Origin of the sequence: Pseudomonas sp. BW16M2 (genome assembly GCF_014268865.1) — a bacterium.
Taxonomy (GTDB): Bacteria; Pseudomonadota; Gammaproteobacteria; order Pseudomonadales; family Pseudomonadaceae; genus Aquipseudomonas; species Aquipseudomonas peradeniyensis.
In genome coordinates this window covers 41,859-64,751 of the sequence record NZ_JABWRI010000007.1, presented here as the reverse complement: position 1 = coordinate 64,751, position 22,893 = coordinate 41,859, and the positions used below count along the sequence as shown (strand labels likewise).

19 protein-coding genes are annotated in these 22,893 nt (G+C 66.6%); 8 read left to right on the top strand and 11 right to left on the bottom strand.

Annotated elements, in window-relative coordinates; all coding sequences use genetic code 11:
- Positions 1–38: 38 nt before the first annotated feature.
- A complete protein-coding gene (locus HU735_RS08985; protein WP_050703785.1) occupies positions 39–515 on the bottom strand; it encodes a PA2169 family four-helix-bundle protein in 477 nt (158 codons plus the stop codon).
- A 204-nt stretch (positions 516–719) separates the two neighbouring features.
- Between HU735_RS08985 and HU735_RS08980 the strand changes: the two genes are divergently transcribed.
- Positions 720–941 (top strand): DUF3820 family protein, encoded by a 222-nt coding sequence (locus HU735_RS08980; protein WP_186713207.1) that lies wholly within the window; start codon positions 720–722, stop codon positions 939–941.
- Between the two features lie 156 nt (positions 942–1,097).
- On the opposite strand, the gene HU735_RS08975 is transcribed toward HU735_RS08980, so the two are convergent.
- Genes HU735_RS08975 through ptsP form a run of 3 tightly spaced genes read right to left on the bottom strand, consistent with a single transcriptional unit; the run spans position 1,098 to position 6,615 of the window.
- Positions 1,098–2,819 carry a PTS fructose-like transporter subunit IIB gene (locus HU735_RS08975; RefSeq protein ID WP_186713206.1) on the bottom strand — a complete coding sequence of 574 codons (1,722 nt, stop codon included), beginning with the start codon at positions 2,817–2,819 and terminating at the stop codon, positions 1,098–1,100.
- On the bottom strand, positions 2,819–3,766 hold the full coding sequence (gene pfkB, locus HU735_RS08970; protein ID WP_186713205.1) for a 1-phosphofructokinase: 948 nt from the start codon (positions 3,764–3,766) through the stop codon (positions 2,819–2,821). The genes HU735_RS08975 and pfkB overlap by 1 nt, the downstream gene beginning before the upstream one ends.
- Positions 3,766–6,615 (bottom strand): phosphoenolpyruvate--protein phosphotransferase, encoded by a 2,850-nt coding sequence (ptsP, locus tag HU735_RS08965; RefSeq protein WP_186713204.1) that lies wholly within the window; start codon positions 6,613–6,615, stop codon positions 3,766–3,768. Before ptsP ends, pfkB begins: the two co-directional genes overlap by 1 nt.
- Before the next feature lie 296 nt (positions 6,616–6,911).
- Here ptsP and cra point away from each other — a divergent pair, with 296 nt between their 5' ends.
- From cra to HU735_RS08945, 4 genes are all read left to right on the top strand, one after another.
- Positions 6,912–7,907, top strand: coding sequence for a catabolite repressor/activator (gene cra / locus HU735_RS08960; RefSeq protein ID WP_186713203.1), 996 nt, complete (start codon positions 6,912–6,914; stop codon positions 7,905–7,907).
- A 2-nt stretch (positions 7,908–7,909) separates the two neighbouring features.
- The gene (locus HU735_RS08955; protein WP_186713202.1) at positions 7,910–8,686 is read left to right on the top strand and encodes a TatD family hydrolase; all 777 of its coding nucleotides are present in this window, start codon (positions 7,910–7,912) and stop codon (positions 8,684–8,686) included.
- A 156-nt stretch (positions 8,687–8,842) separates the two neighbouring features.
- Positions 8,843–9,481: a DUF6036 family nucleotidyltransferase gene (locus tag HU735_RS08950; protein WP_186713201.1), complete on the top strand. Its 639-nt coding sequence runs from the start codon at positions 8,843–8,845 to the stop codon at positions 9,479–9,481.
- Positions 9,465–9,899, top strand: a complete 435-nt coding sequence (locus tag HU735_RS08945; protein WP_186713200.1) for a hypothetical protein — start codon at positions 9,465–9,467, stop codon at positions 9,897–9,899. Before HU735_RS08950 ends, HU735_RS08945 begins: the two co-directional genes overlap by 17 nt.
- Before the next feature lie 49 nt (positions 9,900–9,948).
- Here the strand turns inward: HU735_RS08945 and HU735_RS08940 are convergent, their stop codons facing one another.
- The 4 genes from HU735_RS08940 to HU735_RS08925 form a co-directional block, all read right to left on the bottom strand.
- Positions 9,949–11,961, bottom strand: coding sequence for a methyl-accepting chemotaxis protein (locus HU735_RS08940; protein WP_186713199.1), 2,013 nt, complete (start codon positions 11,959–11,961; stop codon positions 9,949–9,951).
- 132 nt (positions 11,962–12,093) lie between these two features.
- Positions 12,094–12,924: a regulatory signaling modulator protein AmpE gene (gene ampE / locus HU735_RS08935; protein ID WP_186713198.1), complete on the bottom strand. Its 831-nt coding sequence runs from the start codon at positions 12,922–12,924 to the stop codon at positions 12,094–12,096.
- On the bottom strand, positions 12,921–13,487 hold the full coding sequence (gene ampD, locus HU735_RS08930) for a 1,6-anhydro-N-acetylmuramyl-L-alanine amidase AmpD (protein ID WP_050703776.1): 567 nt from the start codon (positions 13,485–13,487) through the stop codon (positions 12,921–12,923). The genes ampE and ampD overlap by 4 nt, the downstream gene beginning before the upstream one ends.
- A gap of 88 nt (positions 13,488–13,575) precedes the next feature.
- A complete protein-coding gene (locus HU735_RS08925) occupies positions 13,576–15,726 on the bottom strand; it encodes a DUF1631 domain-containing protein (protein ID WP_186713197.1) in 2,151 nt (716 codons plus the stop codon).
- A gap of 244 nt (positions 15,727–15,970) precedes the next feature.
- Between HU735_RS08925 and nadC the strand changes: the two genes are divergently transcribed.
- Positions 15,971–16,819, top strand: coding sequence for a carboxylating nicotinate-nucleotide diphosphorylase (gene nadC, locus HU735_RS08920; RefSeq protein ID WP_186713196.1), 849 nt, complete (start codon positions 15,971–15,973; stop codon positions 16,817–16,819).
- Between the two features lie 107 nt (positions 16,820–16,926).
- Here the strand turns inward: nadC and trxB are convergent, their stop codons facing one another.
- Positions 16,927–17,889, bottom strand: a complete 963-nt coding sequence (gene trxB / locus HU735_RS08915) for a thioredoxin-disulfide reductase (RefSeq protein WP_110736861.1) — start codon at positions 17,887–17,889, stop codon at positions 16,927–16,929.
- Positions 17,890–18,218: 329 nt separating this feature from the next.
- On the opposite strand from trxB, the gene cysZ reads away from it, so the two are divergent.
- On the top strand, positions 18,219–18,947 hold the full coding sequence (gene cysZ / locus HU735_RS08910) for a sulfate transporter CysZ (protein WP_186713195.1): 729 nt from the start codon (positions 18,219–18,221) through the stop codon (positions 18,945–18,947).
- A 78-nt stretch (positions 18,948–19,025) separates the two neighbouring features.
- On the opposite strand, the gene HU735_RS08905 is transcribed toward cysZ, so the two are convergent.
- A complete protein-coding gene (locus HU735_RS08905) occupies positions 19,026–20,342 on the bottom strand; it encodes a PAS domain-containing methyl-accepting chemotaxis protein (RefSeq protein ID WP_186713194.1) in 1,317 nt (438 codons plus the stop codon).
- 179 nt (positions 20,343–20,521) lie between these two features.
- Between HU735_RS08905 and HU735_RS08900 the strand changes: the two genes are divergently transcribed.
- Complete coding sequence (locus HU735_RS08900; RefSeq protein WP_186713193.1) at positions 20,522–21,733, top strand: glycosyltransferase family 1 protein; 1,212 nt, start codon at positions 20,522–20,524, stop codon at positions 21,731–21,733.
- Here HU735_RS08900 and HU735_RS08895 read toward each other — a convergent pair.
- Positions 21,702–22,805 carry an NADH:flavin oxidoreductase gene (locus HU735_RS08895; protein ID WP_186713192.1) on the bottom strand — a complete coding sequence of 368 codons (1,104 nt, stop codon included), beginning with the start codon at positions 22,803–22,805 and terminating at the stop codon, positions 21,702–21,704. The two genes, HU735_RS08900 and HU735_RS08895, sit on opposite strands and share 32 nt — an antisense overlap.
- Between the last annotated feature and the right edge of the window lie 88 nt (positions 22,806–22,893).

Sequence of the window (22,893 nt, the reverse complement as noted above, 5' to 3'; positions counted from 1 at the left end):
GCTGTTCCAAAAAGGGCCGCTAAGCGGCCCCAAGAATCTCAAGACCGAGCGCGAGCAGCATTGCGCAGCGCTTTCACCTGATCATGATTACGCTGCACACCCTGCAGCTGCTTCTCCACCAGCGTATAGCTCTGGTCATTGGCCGAGCGCCCCAGCTTGACCAGCTTCTCACGGGCCTCTTTGTAGGCCTTGAGCGCATGGTCTTCACCACGCTCCACCTCGTTGAGCACCGCCTCTTCATCCTTGCCGGTGACCATCGACTTGAGGTTGACCCAACCACGGTGCAGGTCGCCACTGATACTGGTGCTGGTTTCCGGATCGCCACCCAGCCGGCGCACTTCGCTCTGCAGCTCGGCCGCGGCACTGGCGCACTCGCTGGCGCGCTGCACGAAGAAGGCTTTGAGCTGGGGATTCTTCACATCCTCGGCGGAGGTCTTGAAGCCTTTCTCACCATCCTTGCTGTACTCGATCAGGTCGTTGAGTACATCGATCGTGTCTTTGTTGGGATTGCTCATGGCAACAAACTCCTTGGCAGGTGATAGTCACCTTTACCGGAGCAGGCTTCGTGCCAGGCTGATTGATATGAAATTAATCATTAAAATCAATAGCTTGAGATTAAAAATAGAAAGCCTGAAAACGGCGTTCTGCATGATCGCCGCTTGGGTCGTCGTGCAGTTTGCAGTATGGTCCGCGCTTCACCTGCCACAGGCCGATGCCCGATGAAACCCGAATCCCTGCAACTGCTGGTCACCCGCACCATGCCCTTCGGCAAGTACCAGGGGCGGATCATCGCCGACCTGCCCGGCGATTACCTGGCATGGTTCGCCCGCAAGGGCTTCCCGCCCGGGGAGCTGGGCGGGTTGCTGGCGTTGATGCATGAGATCGACCACAACGGGCTGGGTGATTTGCTGAATCCGTTGCGGGGCAAGCCCCAGGGGTGACGGCCCTCTCTGTAGGAGCGGCCTTGTGTCGCGATCGGGCCGCAAAGCGGCCCCTGGATTTCAGCGTTCATGCAACAATCGCCGGGGCCGCTTCGCGCCCCTTTCGCGACACAAGGCCGCTCCTACAGGGACAGCACAGGGCCTGGGTGGGCGTACCTACCCCTTGACCGGCGCCACCACCATCTCCACCTGCTCGCTCTTCTTGATCACGGCATACACCACTGCCGTCAGCAGGCTGCCGGCCACGATCGCCAGCAGGTACAGCAGCGCATGGTTGATCGCATTGGGGATCAGCAGCACGAACAGCCCGCCATGGGGCGCCATCAGCTTGCAGCCGAAGTACATCGATAAGGCCCCGGTCAGCGCACCACCGGCGATGCTCGCCGGGATCACCCGCAACGGGTCCTTGGCGGCGAACGGAATCGCCCCTTCGGAAATGAAGCACAGCCCCAGCGCCAGCGCGGCCTTGCCGGCCTCGCGCTCGCTCTGGGCGAACTTGCGCCGGGCCAGGAAGGTGGCAATGCCCAGGCCGATCGGCGGCACCATGCCGGCGGCCATGGTCGCGGCCATCGGCGCATAGCTCGACGACGCCAGCAGCCCCACCGAGAACGCATAGGCGGCCTTGTTGATCGGCCCGCCCAAGTCCACGCACATCATGCCGCCGAGCAGCAGCCCGAGCAGGATGGCGTTGGTGGTGCCCATGCTGTCGAGGAAATGGGTCAGCCCTTCGAGCATGGCGGCCACGGGCTGGCCGACCACATAGATCATCACCAGGCCGGTGAACAGGCTGGCCAGCAGTGGGATGATGAGGATCGGCTTGAGCGCGTCGAGGCTACTGGGCAAGCGCACCCAACGGGCAATGGCCTTGGCGCTATAGCCGGCCAGGAAGCCGGCGACGATACCACCAATGAACCCCGCCCCCAGCGTGCTCGCCAGCAAGCCACCGATCATCCCGGGCGCCAGCCCCGGACGGTCGGCGATGGACCAGGCGATGTAGCCAGCGAGCAGCGGCACCATCAGCTTGAACGCCGCCTCTCCGCCGATCTGCATCAGCGCGGCGGGTAGCGTGCCGGCCTCCTTGTAGGCCTCGATGCCGAACACGAACGACAAGGCAATCAGCAAGCCGCCGGCCACCACCATCGGCAGCATGAACGACACCCCGGTCAGCAGGTGCTTGTAGACGCCGGCCTTCTCGGCCTGCTGCACCGCGCCAGGCGCATCCCCCGCAGCCTCCACCTTGCCCTCGGCCAGTGCCCTGTCCAGCGTGGCACGGGCCTGTTTGAGGGCGATGCCGGTACCGCAGCGGTAGATGCGCTTGCCGGCGAAACGCGCAGCCGGCACTTCAATATCGGCGGCCAGCAGCACCACGTCGGCCTCGGCGATGGCCTCGGCCGGCAGCGGATTACGCGCCCCGACCGAACCCTGGGTCTCCACGGTGAGCTGGTAGCCCATGGCCTGCGCTGCCTGTTGCAGCGCTTCGGCGGCCATGAAGGTGTGGGCCACGCCGGTCGGGCAGGCGGTCACCGCGACGATTTTCGGCGCGCTGCCCTGCGGTGCTGGTGACGACTCGTGTACCCGAGCCCCTGCGGCCGCTACGTCAAGAAACTCCTCACGATCTGCCAGTGCCTGGGCCGGCGTGCTCTGGTACAGGCGCTTGCCCGCGAAGCGCGCCAGGTCCACCGGCCCGGTGCTGACCACCAGCACCCAGTCGGCCTCGGCAATCTGCGCCGTGGTCAGGCGACGCTCGGGGTGCTCGGCATCCTGCACCTCGACACTGGTGCTCCAGCCCCGACGCTGGGCCGCAGCGGCCAACAGGCGGGCGCTGAGCACGCTAGACACCTGCCCGTTGGGGCAGGCGGTGACAATGGCAATGTTCATCAGCAGCCCTCTTCTTGTTGTTCTGCCAGGTGCACGGCGGCTTCCAGGCGGGCCAGTTGCTCGCGATCGTGGATGCCGAAGCCGACCTGGGTGACCGCCTGGGCGGCGATGGCAGTGGCGCGGCGCAAGGTGGCGGCGGGCGCTTCGGCCTGGAGCAGACCGTGGACCATGCCGGCGACCAGCGAATCACCGGCGCCGACGGTGCTGGCAATGCGCACCTTCGACGGTTGCGCATGCAGCGCCAGGCCGGCGGCGAACCAAGTCACACCCTGCTCGCCCTGGGACACCACCACATGCTCGACACCGCTGGCCAGCAAGCGCTGCGCGGCAGCGCGCTGGCCGGCCGCGTCAAGCACGGGCAGCCCGAGCACCTCGCCCAGCTCTTCGGTGTTGGGCTTGACCAGCCAGGGCGCGGCCTCGAGGCCGGCGCGCAAGGCTTCGCCACTGCTGTCCAGGGCCACCTTCAATCCCTGCGACTTGAGCATCAGCAGCAGCTCGCGCAGCCACTCGGGGCTGATGCCCCGCGGCAGGCTGCCGGCCACCACCACGGCGTCATGCCCCGGAGCCACCTCGGCCAGACGTTGCAGCAAGGCATCGCGGGCGGCCTCGTCGACTTGCGGCCCCGGCCCGTTGATATCGGTGACCTGGCCATCGGCCTCGACCAGCTTGATGTTGCTGCGGGTCTCGCCGGGCACACGGACGAAGCAGTCGGCGAACCCACGCCAGGCAATCAGCGCCTCGAACGGCGCCAGGTTGTCGAGCCCGAGAAAACCGCCGACGGTCACGCTGTGGCCCAGGTCGGCCAGCACCTGGGCGACGTTCAGCCCCTTGCCGGCGGCATGGCTGTGCTGGGCCTGGCTGCGGTTGACCGCGCCGGGGCGCAGGCGATCGAGGCTGATGGTGATATCCAGCGCCGGGTTGAGGGTGAGGGTGAGGATCTTGGCCATCAGTAACGCTCCACCAGCGTCCGGACTGCCTCGGCGCTGTCTTGTTGCAGGGCCTCGCGCGCCAGGGCGCGGGCCGTCGAAAGGTCGGCCTGGCGCACCAGTGCCTTGACTTCAGGGATGCTGCGGGCGGCGACGCTCAGTTCGTCCACGTCCAGGCCCAGCAGCACGGCAACGGCCTGCGGATCGGCCGCCAGTTCGCCGCACACGCCCACCCACTTGCCCTGGGCATGGGCGGCGCGCACGGTCATGTCGATCAGGTTGAGCACCGCCGGGTGCAGGCCATCGGCCTGGGCCGAGAGGCTCGGGTGGCCACGGTCGATGGCCAGGGTGTACTGGGTCAGGTCGTTGGTGCCGATGCTGAAGAAGTCCACCTCGCGGGCCAACTGCGGCGCCAGCAAGGCGGCCGACGGCACCTCGACCATGATGCCCACCTGCAGGTCGGCCACCGGGATCTCCTGGCGCAGGCGCTCGACCATGGCCTTGGCGGCGCGCCATTCATGGAGCTGGCCGACCATCGGGAACATGATGCGCAGCGGGCGATTGTCCGCGGCGCGCAGCAGGGCCCGCAGCTGGTCTTCCATCACCTGCGGGCGTTGCAGGGTCAGACGCACGCCGCGCACGCCGAGGAACGGGTTTTCTTCAGCGGCGATCGGCCAGTACGGCAAGGGCTTGTCGCCGCCCACATCAAGGGTACGCACCACCAGCGGGCGCCCGGCCAGGCCGTCGAGCACCCGGCGGTACTCGGCCTCCTGGATGGCCACATCGGGCAGTTGCGGGTGGGCCATGAAAATCAGCTCGGTGCGCAACAGGCCGACGCCTTCGGCGCCCTGCTCCACTACCTTGTCGATGCCACTGCTTTCGCCGATGTTGGCGAACACTTCGACGCCGTGGCCGTCACGGGTCAGGGCCGGCTCATGGCGGTTGGCCCAGGCGATCTGCAAGCGCCGCTCACGGGCATCGCGCTCGGCCAGCGCCTGTTGCAAGCGGGCCTCGGGCGGCGCGACCTCGACCTGCCCGCGCTGGCCATCGAGCAACAGCGGCGTGCCGCTCTCCAGCAGCAGCACTGCCGCCCCGGCACCGACCACCGCCGGGATGCCCAGGGCTCGGGCGACGATGGCGCTGTGGGCGGTGGCGCCGCCCTGGGCGGTGACGATGCCGGCGACCCTCGCCGGGTCCAGGCGCGCCACATCGGACGGGCCCACCTCGGCCATCACCAACACGTAGGGTTGCTCGGGCTCGACCACCGCCTGCACGCCACACAACTGGGCCAGCACACGGCGACCGATATCCCGCAGGTCGGCGGCGCGCTCGGCCAGCAGCGCGTCGTGCAGCGCCTCCTGCTGGCGGGCGGCGCTCTCGATCACCGCCATCCACGCGGCGGCGGCGCTCTCGCCCTGGGCCAGACGCACCTCCACGTCATCGGTCAGGGCCGGGTCGGCGAGCATTTCCTGGTGGGTGACGAAGATTTCGCCGATGGCCTTGTCGCTGCGTTGCACCAGGGCCTGCAGGTCAGCGTGCACCTTGTCGATGGCCGCTCGCAACCTGGCGCGCTCCTGGCCGGGCGACTCGCCGCGCAGCGGGTAGTCGATCTCGCGCTCGACGCACACATGGGCCGGGCCGCTGGCGATGCCCGGCGCGGCCGCGACACCCTGCAGGGTGCTGCCGGGCGCCGGGGCCTGGAGGGTTTCGATGGGTGGCGGCTCCACTGCTGCCGTTTGCGGCAAGGGCTCGACCTCTTCGCCCAGCCCCTGCTCGATGGCGGCCAGCAGCACCGGCAAGGCATCGGCGGCAACGCCCGGTTCGGCGATCAGTTCCAGCACCTGGCCACGGCGAGCGCCGAGGCTCAGCAGCTTGCTCAGGCTCTTCACCGAGACGGCGGTCTGGGCGCTGTCTTGCAGGCGGATGCGGATCTCGCCCTCGAAGCCCTTGGCCAACTGCGCCAGCACCTTGGCCGGACGCGCATGCAGGCCATGGGCGTTGGCCAGCATCACCCGGGCGCTGGGCCAGTCGGCGGGCGCCTCGCCGCCGAGCACTTCGAGCACAGCGCGGCTGCTGGTGGCCTGGTAGAGCATCTGCCCACGGCCCTCGATCAGCACCTCGCACAGGCGCTCGAGCAAGGCCTGGTGGGCGGCGCCGAGGCTGGCCAGGCAGAACAGGCCAGTGAGCGGCTGGTCGCGGTAGCGCAGTGGCTGCTGTGGGGTGACGAAGGCCAGGCCCGGCTGGCGCACCTCGCGTTCACTGTGCAGCCACCACAGGCCTTCGCCCAGCGGCAGCGGCTCGGTCTGCTGCAGCACGGCGGCAAAGCCGCTGTCGGCACAGCCACCGCGTTGCAGCAGCCGAGCGCCGCGCCAGGCCAGTTCATCGAAGTCTTCCGCCGCCAGGTTGAGGCCGACCAGCTGGGCATCCAGCGCCAGCTCGCGCGGCGCGCCCTGCAGCAGCTTGAGCAGCGCCTCGGCGCTGCCGGCCCGGCGCAATGCCTCGGCCAGGTCGGTTTCGCCCAGGGCGCGGGTCAGCAGTTGCAGCAGACGCAGGTGTTCGTCGGAACGGGCGGCGATGCCGATGGCCAGGTAGACGATCTGCCCGTCGCCCCAGTCCACGCCGTCGGGGAACTGCAGCAGGCGCACACCGGTGGCGTACACCAGCTCGCGGGTCTGCGGCGTGCCGTGGGGGATGGCGATGCCCTGCCCGAGGAAGGTCGAGCCCTGCGCCTCCCGGGCCTGCAGCCCCGCCAGGTAGCCCTCGGCCACCAGGCCATCGGCAACCAGTCGATCGGCCAGCAACGCCAGTGCCTCGCCCTTGTCGGCGGCACGCTGGCCCATGGCAATCTGCTCCACGGCAAGCTCGAGCATGACCCTCTCCTTTTGCGGCAGCCCCGTCGGCTACCGAGGTATTGTTGTGGAATTCGACGGCAAAAGCCGCCAAAACGATCAGCGCAACGGGCGAAGGCGCATTTCCAGGCAGGAAATTTCGTTTTGCTGAAACGTTTAATCTGACCAAGTGGCCACGTTACTCGATAATCTGCCAACGAAAAAGCCCCATCCTGTCGGACAATTGCGACAATGGTCGTCTGCGCGCAGGGCCGTGGATGGGTGAAACTAGCCGGTCCAGCCCCGTGGCCAGTCCCGGAAACAATAAGGAAAATTCGGTGAAACTCAGCGATATCGCCCGTCTGGCCGGTGTGTCCGTGACCACCGCCAGCTACGTCATCAATGGCAAGGCCGAACAGCAGCGCATCAGCAACAGCACCGTCGAGCGCGTGCGTGCGGTGGTCGAGGCCCACGGCTTCACGCCCAACCCCCAGGCCGCCGGCCTGCGCAGCCGCCACACGCGCACCCTGGGCTTCATTCTCCCGGATCTGGAGAACCCCAGCTACGCCCGCATCGCCAAGCAACTGGAGCAAGGCGCCCGTGCCCGTGGCTACCAGCTGCTGATCGCCAGCAGCGACGACCAGCCCGACAGCGAACGCCAGTTGCAGCAGCTGTTCCGCGCCCGCCGCTGCGACGCGCTGTTCGTCGCCAGCTGCCTGCCGCCGGAGGACGACAGCTACCGCGAGCTGCAGGCCAAGGGCCTGCCGGTGATCGCCATCGACCGACGCCTGGACCCGGCGCATTTCTGCTCGGTGATCAGCGATGATCGCGACGCCAGCCGCCAGCTGGCCCAGAGCCTTTTGAAAACCCGCCCGCGCAGTATTGCCCTGATCGGCGCCCGCCCCGAGCTGTCGGTGAGCCAAGCTCGCGCCGGTGGCTTCGACGAGGCCCTGCAAGGCTTCGACGGCGACGTGCGGCGCTACCAGGGCGAGGCCTTCAGCCGTGAATGCGGCCAGCGCCTGATGCAGCAACTGATCGACGAACTGGGCGGTCTGCCGGATGCCCTGGTGACCACCTCCTACGTGCTGTTGCAGGGCGTGTTCGACACCCTCCAGGCGCGCCCTGAGGGATCCCGCGAGCTGCAACTGGGCACCTTCGGCGACAACCAACTGCTCGACTTCCTGCCGCTGCCGGTCAACGCCATGGCCCAGCAGCACGGCCTGATCGCCGCCACCGCATTGGAACTGGCCCTGGCCGCCATCGAGGACAAGCGCTACGAGCCCGGCGTGCACGCTATCGGCCGCACCTTCAAGCAACGGATCGCCAAGGCCTGAACATGCGCCTGATCGACACCCACACCCACCTCGACTTCCCCGATTTCGACGCCGACCGCCCGCGCCTGCTGGCCAACGCGGCGGCGCGCGGGGTGGAGCGCATGGTGGTGCTGGGGGTGTACCAGGACAACTTCCAGCGTGTCTGGGACCTGGCCTGCGCCAACCAAGGCGTGTACGCAGCGCTGGGGCTGCACCCGATATACCTCGAGCAGCACCGCCCCGAACACCTGGTGCAGCTGCGCGACTGGCTCGAACGCCTGCGCGGCGATCCGCGGCTGTGCGCGGTGGGTGAGTTCGGCCTGGACTTCTACCTGCCCGAACTGGACCCGACGCGCCAGCAGGCGTTGTTCGAGGCCCAGCTGCAACTGGCCTGCGACTTCGAGCTGCCCTCGCTGTTGCACGTGCGCCGCAGCCACGCCCAGGTGATCGCCACGCTCAAGCGCTACAAGCCGGCGCGGGCGGGGATCATCCATGCCTTTGCCGGCAGCTACGAAGAGGCGCGGGAGTACATCAAGCTCGGCTTCAAGCTGGGACTCGGTGGCGCCGGCACCTGGCCCCAGGCGTTGCGCCTGCGCAAGACCCTGCCACGGCTGCCGCTGGACAGCGTGGTGCTGGAGACCGACGCGCCGGACATGGCGCCGGCGATGTTCCCGGGGCAGCGCAACAGTCCGGAATATTTACCAGAAATTGCACAGGCCCTGGCTGAAGTTATCGGCGTTGATGTCGAGCAATTGGCCGAGGCCAGCAGCCACAACGCCTACGCACTATTTGGCTGGTAACCACCGCTGTTCAAGCCTGCCCGTTGGCAACATCCAGAAGCCACTCTCCTGTTTCCGGTACCTCGGCCTACCCAATAGATTGATGCATTAAATGCGCTTGAGTGCACCTCGCTCAGGCAAGGCTTTGTGCTGATCAACAGGAAACCAAAGTTGCCAATGGACAGCCTGGATTTGATGCCTCCACGCCCGAACACCCACAGCGATCTGGGACAAGCCCTGATTTCCATGTTCAAGTCAGTAGAGGCGGAACTGGCGCAAGAGCAAGCCGGGCCAGGCGCATTGAAAATCATCATCTTCGGTGGGTGTGCCGTCCATCTCTACACCCATCATCGCGTTTCCATGGATGTCGATGGCGAATGTTACGAGACCAGCCTTGCCAAGCACTTCGACCTGCAAGCTCTGCTTGCCGAGGTGCCCCAGGCTTTCTTCGACGTCCAGTCCGGACGAGTGCTGGAACTGCACTACGACCTGCATTACACCACCACTTTCGGGCCGATCCACGAAGACTACCTGGATCGCAGCCTGCCATTGGCAGAGTTCCCGGAAACCTCCCCCTTGCATGTTCGTATCGCAGCCCCGGTCGACATCGCCATATCGAAGCTGGCCAGGGCGACCGAACAGGACCTGAGCGACATTCACGCGCTATTCCGGTCTGGCCTGATCCTGACCACTGAGCTACGGCGGCTGGCACTGGAGGCAATCGATGTGTATGTTGGTTCCAAGGAGCCACCGACTACCGTATTGACCCATCTCTTGCGAGACTTCCTGGAGCCCGAAGATGGCGAAGCGTCTTGACGACAACCTCTTCACATCCGCCTTGAACAAACTTGCCAGGTTCCCCCTGAGTCAAGCGGATGACTCTACCCTTGTCCATGTGGCACAGGCTGTCTGGTATTCGGATGTCGACCTGGTCGGCGCTGCCCGAGTATTTCTTAGCCGCCACCCCGATGAGCTTCAGGTCCGTCGAGTGGGTTACTTGCTGGAAAAGTTGACGCGTTTTTCCTGTGCGTCAGTTCACCGAGTCATGGATACCCGCCATGCACTTGAGCTGTTTCCCCACGCCATGCCCATTGCCCAGCCACCGAGTGCTGTACGCAAGCGTCGTGATGAATTGGCAGCATCCTGGGGACTTGATGAAGGGCTCGGTTTGAAAGCGCAAGCCCTGCTGCCTTACCAGACCCGTCATTACGAAGCCCGCCAATCCTCCCCCTGAGACACCCCAAACGAAAAACCGACTTGCGTCGGTTTTTCAATGCCACTGCTTAGACCCGAAACGCCCCGATCAACCGCTTGAGCTCCACCACCTGCGCCGACAACGCCCGGCTGGCGTCTTCGGTCTGGCAGGCGCCCTCGGTGGTGTCCTGTGCCGCGCGGTTGATCGCAACGATGTTCTGGTCGATGTCGTGGGCTACGGCGGTCTGCTGCTCGACGGCGGCGGCGATCTGCTGGTTCTGCTCGACGATACCGCCCACCGCGCCGAGGATATTGCCCAGGGCCTGTTGCACCTGGCGCGCCTCGTCCACGGTACCGGCGGCCATCTGGTGGCTGCTGCCCATCACCCGCACCGCCGCGCCCACGCCATCCTGCAGGCGCTGGATCATCTGCGCGATCTCTTCGGTGGAATCCTGGGTGCGCCTGGCCAGGGTCCGCACTTCGTCGGCGACCACGGCGAAGCCCCTGCCCTGCTCACCGGCCCGGGCTGCCTCGATGGCGGCGTTGAGGGCCAGCAGGTTGGTCTGCTCGGCAATGCTGCGGATCACTTCCAGCACCCGGCCGATGGCCTGGCTGTCGCCTGCCAGTTGGTTCACCGCCGCCACGCTCTGGTCGATCTCGCCCGCCAGGCGGGCGATGCTGCCCTGCTGGCTTTCCACCAGGTCGCGGCCCGAGGCGCTCTCGTGGTTGACCCGCTGCGCGCCTTCGGCGGCCAGGGCGGCACTGCGGGCAACCTCCTGCGCGGTGGCGCTCATCTGGTTCATCGCCGTGGCCACCTGCTCGATCTGCTCGCGCTGGCCACTGACCGCCTGGTTGCTGCGGCTCGACACCGACAGCACCTGCCCGGCCTGCTCCTCGACCGTGGTCACGGTCTTGCCGACCTGCTCGATCAGCCCGCGAATACGCCGCACCGTCTCGTTGAAGCCACGCCCCAGTTCGCCCAGTTCGTCCTGGCTGTTGGCCTTGAAGCTGATGGTCATGTCGCCGGCGGCCACCTTGTCCATGGCGTTGCCCAGGTTGCCGAGGGTTTCCCGGGTGGAGACGTAGAAGCCACCGTAGAGGTAGACGATCAGCGCGAACACCGTGACCAGGGCCGCGACCAGCGCGATCGTGCGCAGGCGGTGCTCGCCCAGGCGCTCTCCCAGCTGGCCGTGCAGGTGGGCGAGGACGGCGTCGTTGAAACGGTAGGTCTGCGCCATCAGGTCGCTGGTCTGCTGGTAGAAACCTGCCCAAGGCGCATCCAGGGTCTCGGCTACCACCACCTGGTCCTCGAACAGGGTCGCGGCCTGCTTGACCGTGGCCTGGCTGGCCTGGGCGTCGCTGTTCAGCGCGGCCTTGAGCCCGGCATCGCTGGCCAGGACGTCATCCAGGCGGATGGCATAGTCGGCGGACAGCCGCTCCAGACGCTGCAGCAAGTCTTCGAAGCGCGCGCTGCCCGAGGAATCCATGAAGCCGCGGCCGAGGGCCACCGCGCCCATCGCCCGGCCCTCGCCCAGGGCCTGGGTGACCTGCGCCGTGGCGTTGCCGACCAGCTCGCTCAGCTGACGCACCGAGGCCTGGCTGTCCTGGTTCAAGCCCGACTGGCTGGCGACTAGCTTGCCCAGCACCTGAGCCTGGGCCAGCAGCTTGTCGAACAGTGCCGCCTTGTTCTGCAGCGAGCTTTCGTCGCGGGCGCGGGCAAAGGCCTCGGCCAGCTCGGCACGCTTGGCCTCGAGCGCCGGATCACTGCCCTTGAGGCCGTCAAGCCGGGCCTGGACCTTGTCCTGCAGGGCACCGATGCGGCTTTCCACATCGCCGGCCTGGCCCGATTGGCCTAATACGGCGTTGATCTGCAGCAGGTTGCCCAGGGTCTCCAGGTCGCCGCGCAGGGCCAGGCTCTCGGACAGCGGCGCCAGCCCCTGCAGCTCGCCACGGGTGGCCTGCAGCTGGTTGTAGGCGTCGCGGACCAGGTAAAAGCTGGTGACCAGCATGGGCAGGAAGAACAGGACGCTGATCAGGCTGAACTTCATGCCGAAGCTCAGCCGGTTCATCAGTGCGATGGCCGGATAGAGCAGACGCTTCACAGGTCACCTCCTTGAATTCTTGTTGTTCTGCGGGGTAGCACAAGGCCATCTAGGGCCAGTGGCTTTGTATAGCGCAGATTGGAATCAAGGTTTGTAACTTATGGTTAAGCAACCAACGCGTTGATGAGCGGCTCAGACCAGCACAGTCCACAGGGCGAAGCAGGCATACCACAACACGGCGCAGCGCAGCAGCAGCTCCCACAGGCTGTCCAGGCGCTCCAGGCCACGCTGGCGGTCCTCCTCCTCGGGAATGTCGTCGGCCACCCGGCCGACCTTGGCCACCAGGTGCCCGGCGCTGACGTGCCAGTCGAGCAACTCGTGCAACATCACCCGGGTCACCGCGACGAAGTTGCCGACCAGGGCGAAGCTCACCGTCATCACCCGCACCGGCAGCCAGTCCATGGCATGACGCAATTGCCCGGCCAGGGTCTGCAGCGCCGGCTGGCGGCTGTGGTCCATGGTCAGCGCCAGCAGGCGGTAGGCCAGCGCCGCACCCGGGCCGAGCAGGAAATACCAGAAGATCACCGCGAAAAAGCCCTGGTAGGCCTGCCACAGCAGATGGCCCTGGACCCGCTTGATCAGGCTCTGGGCATCGTCGGCGGCCAGGCCCAGGTCGCGTTCGGCCACATGCAGCGCGGCCTGGTCGTCACCGCGGCGCCAGGCGTCGCGAAACGGCCCGAGCGCCGCCTTCACATCGCCACGGCCCAGGCTGTAGACCAGCACCAGCAGGTGCACCGGCAACGCCAGCAGGCCGTAGGCCACCGGCTCCAGCACATGCAGCAGCAGCGCGAGCAGCGCCACCGGCGCCAGGACCAGGATGCCCAGCGTCCACCAGGGATGGACCTTGCCGCTGCGCTCCAGGCGCACCAGCTCGCCCAGGTAGAAGCCGTCGCGCTGCAACCGCTGGCGCAGGGCCGAGAACTTCTCGACCCACAGCGCCAGCACCAACACCAGAAAACTCATGCCTTGTCCTCGTTGCGTTGCAGCGCGGCCCGATAGCGCGGCCAGTCGAATGCCGGCCCCGGATCGGTCTTGCGCTGCGGGGCGATATCGCTGTGGCCACAGATGCGCTGGGCGTCGATCACAGGCCATGCCGCGCGGATCTCGCGGGTCAGCCGCTCCAGGGTGGCGTACTGGGCATCGGTGTAGGGCAGCTCGTCGGTGCCTTCCAGTTCGATGCCGATGGAAAAATCGTTGCAGCCCTCACGCTCGCCGAAGCGCGACACGCCGGCATGCCAGGCACGGTCGAGCAACGAAACGAACTGGGTCACCGCGCCATCGCGCTCGACAAACAGGTGCGCCGAGACGGTCAGGTGGTTGATGGTGGCGAAGTAAGGGTGCTCGTTCGGGTCCAGGCGGTTCTGGAAGAACTGCTGCACCTTGCCGGTGCCGAAGCAGGCCGGTGGCAGGCTGATGTTGTGGATGACCAGCAGCGCGATGGCCTCGCCCTCGGGGCGGGCGTTGAAGTTCGGCGAGGGGCAGTGGCTGACGCCGGTGAACCAGCCGGTCGCACGGTCCAATTGCATGGTGCAGATCCTGAAATGACGCCCGAGACAGGTGCCCAGTATGCCGTGGGCGGGCGGTGCTTGCATGTAAATGATTGTGTAGGGAAATTCAGCTCTGTTGGACCTGCTGCCCGCGCAGCTGCTCCAACACCGCTTCCAGCGCCCGCTCGAACAGCAGGCCGTCGTCCAGCAGGCGCACTTCGCCACGGCGCAGTGCCAGGGCCAGGCCCATGCGGTTCCATTCGCGCACCTTCATGCCGGTGCGGTTGGTGAAGACCAGGCGATCATTGCTGTCGATGCGCGCCACCAGCTTGCAGCGCAGCGGCTCGTCGTCATCCATCACTTCGACCCAGTTGCCGACCTGCAGGCGCTGCACCTGGCGCAATGCCGGCTCCTGGTCATCGAGCGGCAGGCCAGGGGCAAGGGCGGACTCGTCGCTGACCGCCAGCACGATAGCCTCCTCCAGCCACACTTCATCCAATGCGGCGTCCGGCTCCGGCGTGCCACCGCAGGCACGCAGGTGCAGTTTCTCCAGTTGCAGGAAGAAATCACGCGTGGCGGCGGAGTCCAGCGCCACCCCCGCCAGGCCGTCGCGCAGCGCCTTGAGCAGGCCCGGCACCTGCTCCAGCAGGCGCTGTGGCTCACGGTACGGGGCAATGCTGACCAGCAGGTCGTCCACCGTCGCCAGGGCGTCGGCCCAGGCCGCCGAGCCCTCGCCCTGCTTCAGCCAGGCCAGCAGCAGCACCTGGCTCCAGGACTGCACCAGCATCTGCACCACCACCTGCGGCAGCACCCGGCCATGCAGGCGGTCGTTCAACTCCTGCTGCACCCGTTGGCGGGCCTGCAGGGTACGGGCACGGCCCTCCTCGGCATCGCGGGTGCGCTGCTCGAGCAGTTCGTTGCGTCGGCGTTCGTCCTGGCTGAAGGCGAGAAACTCATCGAGCAGCTCGTTGAACACCGCGCAGTCGTCGGAAAAGTCATTGAGCAGGCGCTGGACGATACGCTCGACCCGCAGGTGCAGGCTGTCGCGCAGCCCCTCGGCATCGCTCTCCCAGCCGATGGCCACGGCGGCGATCTCGTTGACCAGGCGGCGCGCCGGGTGGCTGGCACGGCTGAACATGCCCTTGTCGACCAGCGCGACCTTGAGCACCGGGATATGCAGGCGGGCAATCAGCGCCCGCAGGCTGGCCGGCAGGTTGTCGTCGCCCTGGATGTAGGCGAACAGCAGGTCGACCAGGTTGATCGTGTCCTCGTCGTCGGTGGCGATTCGCCGCCGCGTGCCGCTGCGCACGCTGACCCGCAGCAACAACTGCTCCAGTTGCTGGCCGAGGTTGAAGTCATCCGGCTCGCCGGGGGCCGGTACATAGTGCTGCAGGTGGGTGAGCAGGCGCAGCAGGTCGCCGGTGCTGGTCGGCTGCGCGGATCCGGCCGCCTGCAACCGTGGCGCGACACGCCCGCGCACCGGCGCCAGCAGCGTCTGCACCGAGGCGAAGAAGGCCTGGCCGGCGGAGTCGGACAAGCCGCCCAAGGCCGGGCTGGCCGGGACGCGCCGGGCGATGCTGCGCCGGTCCTCGGCACGACGCCGCGGGGCGGGCATCAGCTCCGGCAGCACACCGGCGCTGGCGAGCAACTGGCTGGCCTCGCCATACAAAAGGTCGAGGTCACGCAGCACGTAGCGCTCGAACAGCTTGAGCAGCACCATCTTGACGCTGGCGCCGACTCCCAGGTTGCGCCCGGCGTCCAGGAAGTAGCCACACAGGTTGCCGGGGCCCAGGGGATTGCCTGCGCTGGCCAGCGGCAGCTCCAGCAACGTGGTGAAGCGCAGGTTCAGTTGTTCCAGCAGGAAGCCGTCGCGGGACAGCACCCGGTCGACCATGGCCTGCACGGCTACCGAACGCTCCAGCGACGGCTTGTCCTGCGTCTGCGCCCTGACCAGGGACTCGAGCCCGTCGCCCTGGCCGATGCGGGCGAAGGCCTCATAGAAGGTGTCGAGGAAGCCCCGCTCGATGCTCTTGCGCTTGAGGCGCAGATCGCGCATGGCTTCGAAGTAGAGGTTCTGGTCAAGGCGACCACTGGCCTTGTCGGCCATTTCGAACAGGGTGTCGTCGGCATTGTCGAACAGCGCCTGCAAGCCCTGGCGCAATTGCAGCGCAGCCTTGTCGCGCACCTGCAGGAGCAGCACGGGAAGGCATGGCGAGGGCGCGCGCGCACCCCGGTCGATGGCAGCCGCCAGGGGCACCACCTTGCCTTCATCATGCATCCCGGACTCCTTGCTGGATGTTACGTTGTTCGACTGGAAGGGAATCGTCAAAGCTATGACGCCAAATACTGGGCGCTATTATCAGTGAAAACACTGATAGCTGCCAGCACGCCTTTCGCACGCCTCAACTGACAGTGTGTTCGCAAGAATGCTCAAACCGCCTGACCAAAGGTCATCGGCCCGGCAGCTGTACACGAAGCCCCCCTGCCCTATAATCGCCGGCACCTAGCTTGTGGAGCCGACCATGCCGAACCTACGCCTCGCCGACCTGACCGCCGAAATCGAAGCCAACGTGCGCCGCGCGCTGCTCGAGGACATCGGCAGCGGCGACATCACCGCCCAGCTGATCCCGGCCGAGCGCCTGGCCAAGGCGACCATCATCACCCGCGAGGATTGCGTGATCGCCGGCACCGCCTGGGTCGATACGGTATTCCGCCAGCTCGACCCACGGGTGGCGGTGCACTGGCAGGTGGCCGACGGCGAGCGGGCCACGGCCAACCAGGTGCTGTTCCACCTCGAAGGCCCGGCGCGCTCGCTGCTCAGCGGCGAGCGCACGGCGCTGAACTTCCTGCAGATGCTTTCGGGCGTGGCCACCCGCGCGCGCTTCCTGGCCGACCTGGTGGAAGGCACCCAGGTGCGCCTGCTCGACACCCGCAAGACCCTGCCCGGCCTGCGCCTGGCGCAGAAGTACGCGGTCACCTGCGGCGGCTGCCATAACCACCGCATCGGCCTGTACGACGCCTTCCTGATCAAGGAAAACCATATCGCCGCCAGCGGTGGCGTGGCCGAGGCCGTGGCGGCGGCGCACCGCATCGCCCCGGGCAAGCCGGTGGAGATCGAGGTGGAAAGCCTGGACGAACTGCGCCAGGCGCTGGCGGCCGGGGCCGATATCGTCATGCTCGACGAGCTGACCCTGGACGAGATGCGCGAAGCGGTGCGCATCACCGCCGGCAAGGCCAAGCTGGAGGCCAGCGGCGGCGTCAACGAGACCACCCTGCGGGTGATCGCCGAGACCGGCGTCGACTACATCTCCATCGGCGCGATGACCAAGGACGTGAAGGCGGTGGACCTGTCGATGCGCTTGAGCCTCTGAGGTTTTCGCAAGGCATGAAAAAACCGGCCAGATGGCCGGTTTTTTTATCGCGGGGCAAGCCCGCTCCCACGTTCAGAGGGGGAGCGGACCGGCCCGCAAAGGCTGGATCAGTGCGCGGCGTTGGCCAGACCGTCCAGGTAGCGCTCGACGTCCAGGGCCGCCATGCAACCGGCGCCGGCCGAGGTAATGGCCTGGCGGTAGACGTGGTCGGCCACGTCGCCGGCGGCGAACACGCCCTCGACGTTGGTGGCGGTGGCGTTGCCTTCACGGCCGCCGTGAACCACCAGGTAGCCGTCCTTCAGGGTCAGCTGGCCTTCGAACAGCGAGGTGTTCGGGGTGTGACCAATGGCGATGAACACGCCGTCGACCTTGATTTCGTCGAAGCTGCCGTCGTTGTTCTTCAGGCGCGCGCCGGTCACGCCCATGTTGTCACCCAGCACTTCGTCCAGGGTGGCGTTGAGCTTGAGCTCGATCTTGCCTTCGGCGACACGGGCGTGCAGCTTGTCGATCAGGATCTTCTCGGCGCGGAAGGTGTCGCGGCGGTGTACCAAGGTCACCTTGCTGGCGATGTTGGCCAGGTACAGTGCTTCTTCCACGGCGGTGTTGCCGCCACCGACCACGGCGACCGGCTTGTTGCGGTAGAAGAAACCGTCGCAGGTGGCGCAGGCCGACACGCCCTTGCCCATGAAGGTCTCTTCCGACGGCAGGCCCAGGTAGCGGGCGCTGGCGCCGGTGGCGACGATCAGCGCGTCGCAGGTGTAGGTGCCGCTGTCACCTTGCAGGGTGAACGGCTTGTTGGCCAGGTCGACGGCGTTGATGTGGTCGAAGACGATCTCGGTCTCGAAGCGCTCGGCGTGCTCCTGCATGCGCTGCATCAGAGCCGGGCCGGTCAGGCCATGGGGGTCGCCCGGCCAGTTGTCGACTTCGGTGGTGGTGGTCAGCTGGCCGCCGGCCTGCATGCCGGTGATCAGCAGCGGCTTGAGGTTGGCGCGGGCGGCGTACACCGCGGCGCTGTAACCGGCAGGGCCGGAACCGAGAATGATGACGCGCGAATGACGTACTTCAGACATGTCGAACTCCTGTGGAGCGGGCCGCACGGGACCGGCATCCAGGCTTAAAACCCTAGGTGCCGGTTGCGCCAGCTAGAATTAAAAGGGACCCACGCAGCACTTGGGGAAGGCTACAACGCGTTGGTCCAAAACCGAAAAAGTTGAGCGCACTGTAGCGAGGCCGCAGAGATTAAGGAAATATCCTTCGACAATCCACCTTATAGACAGTCTCTATCCGCCAGCCATTGTGCCAATGCTTTGTTACACGCCGTTTCCCAGAGGCGCGGTGCCTTTCGTCGGCGCGCCAAACTCGGTAAGGTCAGCGCGTTTTCCTCAAGCGGAGCATTCCGATGCAAGCCCCCGTCCTGTCCGGCCCCCAGTACCTGCGCGAGGGCCTGAAACTGGTCCTGAGCCCGAACCTGCGCCTGTTCGTGCTGCTGCCCCTGGCGGTCAACCTGCTGCTGTTCGGCGGCCTGATCTACTTCGCCGGCCATCAGTTCAGCCTATGGGTCGATGCGCTGATGCCCACCCTGCCCGACTGGCTGAGTTTCCTCACCTACATCCTATGGCCGCTGTTCGTCGCCCTGGTGCTGTTGATGGTGTTTTTCACCTTCACCCTGCTGGCCAACGTCATCGCCGCGCCGTTCAACGGTTTCCTGGCGGAAAAGGTCGAGGTGGTGGTGCGCGGCCAGGACACCTTCCCGCCCTTCAGCTGGGCCGAGCTGGTGGCCATGGTGCCACGCACCCTCAGCCGCGAGATGCGCAAGCTGGGCTACTTCCTGCCGCGGGCCATCGGCCTGTTCATCCTCTCGTTCATCCCGGTGGTGAACGTGATCGCCGCGCCGCTGTGGCTGGTGTTCGGTATCTGGATGATGGCCATCCAGTACATCGACTACCCGGCGGACAACAACAAGATGAGCTGGCAGGACATGCTCGCCTGGCTGCGGCAGAAGCGCTGGCAGTCGATGGGTTTTGGCGGGATCACTTATCTTGCGCTGATGATTCCGGGAGTCAACGTGCTGATGATGCCGGCGGCGGTGGCCGGGGCGACGCTGTTCTGGGTGCGTGAGCGCACCTGAATGAAGTCATCGCGGGGCAAGCCCGATCCCACGCATTGCGCGTGGGATCGGGCTTGCCCCGCGATGGCTTAAGTTCGATCAGTGGCTCAACTGACTGGAAAACTGCCCCACCGCATCCACCACCTTCTTCGCCCCTTCCTGGATCTCGACGATCACCCCGCCGGTATCGGCGGCCAGGGCCAGGCCCTGCTCGGCCTGGCGCTTGCTGGTGTCGATGATGTCCACCGCGGCCTGGGCCAACTGTTCGTTCTGCTGCACCACCTTGGCGATCTCCTCGGTGGCGCTGCTGGTGCGCGAGGCCAGCTGGCGCACTTCGTCGGCGACCACGGCAAAGCCACGCCCCTGCTCGCCGGCGCGGGCGGCCTCGATGGCGGCGTTGAGCGCCAGCAGGTTGGTCTGCCCGGCGATGTCGCTGATGGTCTTGATGATCGCGCCGATCACCTTCGACTGCTTGTCCAGCGCCTGGATGCCATCGGCGGCGTCCTGCATCGAGCCTTCCAGGCCACGCATCACCTCGACGGTCTGGGTCACCACATCGGTGGCCTTGCGCGCGCTGTCGTCGGTCTCCAGCGAGGTGGTGTAGGCGATGTCGGCGGCCTGGGCCACGGCCAGTTCCTGGTTGACCTGATCGGTGATCACGGTGGCGAACTTGACCACCTTGTACAGCACGTCATGGGCGTCGATGATCGGGTTGTACGAGGCTTCCAGCCAGACCACGCGGCCATGGGCGTCGATGCGCTTGAAACGCTCGGCGACGAACTCGCCACGGCGCAGCCGGTTCCAGAACTCCTGGTAGGCCGCCGAGTTGGCTTCCTCCGGCTCGCAGAATATGCGGTGGTACTTGCCGCGGACCTGCTCCAGGCTGTAGCCCATGGTCTGCAGGAAGCGGTCGTTGGCGGTCAGCACCTGGCCTTCGAGGTTGAACTCGATCACCGCGGTGGAGCGCATCAGCGCCTTGATCAGGCTCTCGTGCTCACGGGAGGTCTCGATGGTACGGGTCAGGTCGCTGGAGTGCAGGGAGAAGTACTTGATACGCCCCTGGCTGTCCTTGACCGGCTGCAGGATCGAACGTAGCCAGGCCTCGTCACCGTTGCCGCGCAGCAGACGGAAGGCGCCGTTGAGGTGCTCGCCACGGGTAATGGCGTGCTTCATGCGCTGGTAGAAATCGAGCTTCTTCACATGCGTCGGCACGATCTCTTCGATGTTGCGACCGATCAGTTGCTCGGCGCGGTAGCCCATCTCGGCCTCGAAGTTGCTGTTGACCGACTCGATGCGCCCCTGGGGGTCGAGCTGGAGCACCAGCATCTCGCTGTCGAGGCTGTTCTTGACCTGCTCGATGGACATCAGCTCTTCGCGCAGTTGCTGGATTTCTTTCTTCAGTTTGCTGTTGAACATGGCCGCTCTCCCGGAGCGAATTCCTGTAGTCGAATGCCTTTGCATCGGCTGCGTGGCGAGAGTTCTTGAGTACGTTGCAAGGAAATATTCAAACGGGTGCAAGTGCCGGAAATCAGGCGTCATGCGCACGTCACAAAGACGTCACATGGGCGCAACGGGGGCGGCCCAGACTTTTTCCCATGAGCACACCGTCCCTGCGTATCACCCTGGTCAGCGAAACCTTCCCACCCGAGATCAATGGCGTGGCCAACACCCTTGGCCGCCTCAGCGAAGGGCTGCGCCTGCGCGGCCACCAGGTGGAACTGATCCGCCCGCGCCAGGCCACCGACAACGGGGCCGGCAACGACGAGACCCTGCTGCTGTGCCGGGGTTGGCCATTGCCGGGCTACCCTGGCCTGCAATGGGGCGAGGTGTCGATGCACAAGCTGTGGCGCCGCTGGCGCCGGCGACGCCCGGACGTGCTGTACATCGCCACCGAAGGCCCGTTGGGCCTGAGCGCCCTGCGCGCCGCCCGACGCCTGGGCGTGGCGGTGGTCAGCGGCTTTCACACCAACTTCCCGCAGTATTCGGGGCAGTATGGCCTGGGCCTGCTGTCACGGCTGCTCACCCACTACCTGCGCTGGTTCCACCGGCGCACCGCCATCACCCTGGTGCCCAGCGCCAGCCAGCGCCTGGAACTGGAGCGCCGCGGCTTCGAACGGCTCGGCCTGATGGCCCGCGGGGTAGACGCCAGCCTGTTCAATCCGGCACGGCGCAGTCAGGCCCTGCGCGAGCAGTGGGGGCTGGGTGTGGATGACATTGCCGTGCTGCATGTCGGGCGCTTGGCCGCGGAGAAGAACCTGGCCCTGCTGCGCCCGTGCATGGAGGCGCTGGGCAAGGCCTATCCGCAGCGGCGGCTGCGCCTGGTGATCGTCGGCGATGGCCCGATGCGCGGCCAGCTCGAACAGCAACTGCCCGATGCCGTGTTCTGTGGCGCGCAACGCGGCGAGGTGCTGGCCGAGCACTACGCCAGCGGCGACCTGTTCCTGTTCCCGAGCCTGACCGAAACCTTCGGCAACGTCGTGCTCGAGGCGCTCGCCTCGGGACTGGCCGTGGTCGCCTACGACGAGGCCGCCGCCGCCCAGCATATCCGCCACGGCCACAGCGGCGCCCTGGCCATGCCGGGGGACCAGGCGGCGTTCATCGACGCCGCCTGCTGGTTGCTGGAAGAAGGCGAAACCCTACGCCGGGTGCGCCTCAATGCCCGCCAGCACGCCAGCCGACAGGGCTGGCCGGCGATCATCGAGCAGTTCGAGGGCTACCTGTACGGTGCCTGCCGCGAGCTGCAGGCCGCCCGCGAACAGGCCCCGTCGCTGGTGATCAAGCCAGGGTCGTCAGCGCCTCACGGCTGAACGGCAGCACGGCGTCCTCACGCCCGTCCCGCACTTTGCGCGCCCATTCGGCATCCACCAGCAGGGCGCGGCCCACGGCCACCAGGTCGAACTCCTGGTCCTGCAAGCGGCGCAGCAGCCCTTCGAGGCTGGCGGGCTTGGCCACCTTGTCGGTGGCGACCATGAACTGCAGGAACTCGCCGTCCAGGCCGACACTGCCCACGGTGATGGTCGGCTTGCCGGTGAGCTGGCGGGTCCAGCCGGCGAGGTTCAGTTCGCTGCCCTCGAACTCCGGCTCCCAGAAGCGCCGGGTGGAGCAGTGGAAGATATCCACGCCCGCCTCGGACAGGGGCTTGAGGAAGGCCGCCAGGGCCTCGGGGGTTTGCACCAGGCGCGCGCTGTAGTCCTGCTGCTTCCATTGCGAGAAACGCAGGATGATCGGGAAGTCCAGGCCGACGGCTGCGCGCACGGCCTGGATCAGTTCGATGGCGAAACGCGAGCGCCCGGCCAGGTCACCACCGTATTCGTCATCGCGACGGTTGCTGGTTTCCCAGAAGAACTGGTCGATCAGGTAGCCGTGGGCGCCATGGATCTCCACGCCGTCCATGCCGATGGCCTGGGCATCGCGCGCCGCCTGGGCGAAGGCGGCGATCACCTCGCGGATATCCTCCCGGCTCATGCCGTGGACCAGCACCTGGCCGTCCTTTTCCTTGCCGCTCGGGCCATAGCCCGAAACGCTGGCGTCCGGCTCGGTGCCCAGGCGGCGCACACTGCCCACATGCCACAGCTGCGGCACGATGCGCCCGCCCTCGGCATGCACGGCCTCGACCACGCGCTTCCAGCCGGCCAGGGCGTCCTCACCGTGAAAGCGCGGCACGTTAGGGTAGCCGTTGGCGGCCTTGTGCCCGACCGTGGTGCCCTCGGTGATGATCAGGCCGACACCGGCAGCGGCGCGGCGGCGGTAGTACTCGACCACGCCGTCGTGGGGCACGCCGCCGGGGCAGAAGGTACGGGTCATCGGCGCCATGACCACGCGGGTCGGCAGGTCGAGGGAGCCGAGGGTGAAGGGCTGGAACAGAGGGTTGCTGGACATGCGGCGCTCCCGAGGGATGAAATGGATGCGCCCGAGCTTAGGGGCCGCCAGGTGCGTGTCACAGCATCATTGATTGCAGTGATCGGCA